The following is a 2,166-nucleotide window of genomic DNA, read 5'->3' as shown; positions in this document are numbered from 1 at the left end:
TTAAAACGAGGCCTTTTTTCACCATACGAATTACTCGAATAAGTGGAAATGCATCCACGGTCACTGATAACAGTGGCACGCACCCGTGCCGCTCGAGTCCGGCGATACGCACTCACTATCATTTTTCAAAAGGCATAAAAAACCCCAACCAATTTGGTCGGGGTCATAAAAAGTGCTGCCGAGTGCTGGACTAGCACTGATAACAGTGGCACGCACCCGTGCCACTCGAGCCCAGCGATACGCACTCACGTCACTTTTCTAAAGGCATAAAAAAACCCCAACCAATTTGGTCGGGGTTATAAAAAGTGGTACCAGCGGCCGGACTCGAACCGGCACGCCTTGCGGCAGGGGATTTTGAATCCCCCATGTATACCAATTTCATCACGCTGGCATCATTTTTCTTTAACCTTCTAACTAAGAGAAGATAAAGAAAAACCACTTGAGAGCTAAGGTTTATTAATCTGCCTTCGTCTCTATGCTAAGCATTATACAAACAATCCCCCTAGCGGCAAGCGTTTTATGAGATAACCCTGATCAACCGCTTAACAATTAAGCAACCATTAACATTTAACGCTACGCAAGGCGCTAATGCCTGATTGCAGTGGTAGTATTTAGCCGTCTTTTTGCTAAACTAACGCGCATATTAATTGAGAGAGTGTATTTATGTCGGGTGAATTTCCACGGGCTGGTTTTTTACGGCGCTTTGCGTCTTTAATTTACGATTACTTAGTGGTGATTTCGTTATCTATGCTGACAGCGATACTCTACTTTGCCATTATTCAAATTTTTATCGTCATGGGCGTGATTGCGCCTACTGAAGATCCTGCCGCTTTAATTCAAGAGTCGCCGTTGTTGTATGGCATAAGAAGCGCATTATTAATCGCGGTTAACGTATTATTTTTTGGCTACTTTTGGACTAAAAGCGGGCAGACTATTGGCATGCGTGCCTGGCGCTTAAAAGTACAAACTTTAGAGGGGCAACTTATCAGCTGGCCGCAAGCGATTATACGTTGTATCAGTGCCTTATTAGGTATCGGTAATTTATTGGTATTGGTTGATTTTAAAAATAAAAAGGCGCTGCAAGATTACATTGCCAACACCGAAATGGTGGCGCTAAGTAAAGAAGAAAACAAACGTATTTATCGCGAGCTTGATTAAAAACGCTCGTCTCAACATAATTAACACACAAAAAAACGCGGCTACTTTAAAAGTAGCCGCGTTTTTTTGTAAGCTAAGCGATTAAGTTTTTTTATTCATTAGATAGGCTGCGAAGCAGGTAAAAATAATACTCGGCAGTACCGCTCCCACCACCGCGGGTATTTGGTACACCATCACTACTGGACCAAATATTTCATTAGTCAGATGAAATACAATACCGGTCACCACCCCCATGATAATCCGCGCGCCCATAGTAACGGTGCGTAATGGGCCAAATATAAACGACAAGGCCACTAGCAGCATCACTGCAATAGAAATAGGCTGCATTAACTTTCGCCACAGTGCAAGCTCATAAGTGCTGGTGTCTTGCTCATTTTGCTGCAAGTAACCTAAATACGACCACAGCCCCGTAAACGACAGTGCTTCAGGCTTTACCGAAACCACGCCAAGCTTTTCAGCGGTGAGTTGTGAAGCATAAAACTCTTCAGATAATTGCTCTGTAGTGATCTGCTGTTCGCTAATGTTAACTTTGTTTACTCCACGCAGTAACCAGCCACCGTCACGACTCACCGCATTTTTTGCTTTGGTTATTTGTGTCAGTTCTAACGAAGGATCAAAATGATACATGTGTACGCCATTTAACTTGCCACTCTGATCAACATCTTCAATATTGATAAAGTTATTGCCGTCTTTTGCCCATACCCCTTTTTGCGCGTTGAACACATCACCGCCGTGGATCGCCTGATTACGCATTTCTTTGGCATGCAGCTGCGCCTCAGGAGCGCCCCACTCGCCTAGGGCCATCATACACAGCGCCATAAATATTGCGGTTTTCATTACCGATGCAATAATTTGCAAACGCGACATACCCGCCGCTTGCATTACTACCAGCTCACTATTTGACGCCAACGCGCCTAACCCCGTTAAACCGCCAATCAGTGCAGCCATCGGGAAAAAAATAACTAAATCGCCCGGCATGCTATATAAAGTGTAAAGCAGCGCTGTCAT

At 44.3% G+C, this 2,166-nt stretch carries 2 protein-coding genes and 1 tRNA gene; 1 reads left to right on the top strand and 2 read right to left on the bottom strand.

Translation table 11 applies throughout. From position 1 onward, the window contains the following. Positions 1 to 306 precede the first annotated feature (306 nt). Positions 307 to 391, bottom strand: a tRNA-Leu gene (locus ABYB02_RS16730). 272 nt (positions 392 to 663) lie between these two features. Between ABYB02_RS16730 and ABYB02_RS16725 the strand changes: the two genes are divergently transcribed. Continuing rightward, entirely contained in the window at positions 664 to 1,158 is a 495-nt protein-coding gene (locus tag ABYB02_RS16725; protein WP_372763498.1) for an RDD family protein, read from the top strand. 81 nt (positions 1,159 to 1,239) lie between these two features. Here ABYB02_RS16725 and lptG read toward each other — a convergent pair. Further along, a partial coding sequence (gene lptG / locus ABYB02_RS16720) for an LPS export ABC transporter permease LptG (protein ID WP_372763497.1) occupies positions 1,240 to 2,166 on the bottom strand: 927 nt, incomplete at its 5' end.

The sequence above is a fragment of the Pseudoalteromonas sp. genome (assembly GCF_041613455.1).
Lineage (GTDB): Bacteria > Pseudomonadota > Gammaproteobacteria > Enterobacterales > Alteromonadaceae > Pseudoalteromonas.
The sequence above is the reverse complement of the archived record's forward strand: the minus strand, read 5'-3'. Positions and strand labels throughout refer to the sequence as shown.

Excerpts from the sequence above, each read along its gene's own strand:
- ABYB02_RS16725 (WP_372763498.1), top strand. The coding sequence starts at position 664 with ATGTCGGGTGAATTTCCACGGGCTGGTTTTTTACGGCGCTTTGCGTCT.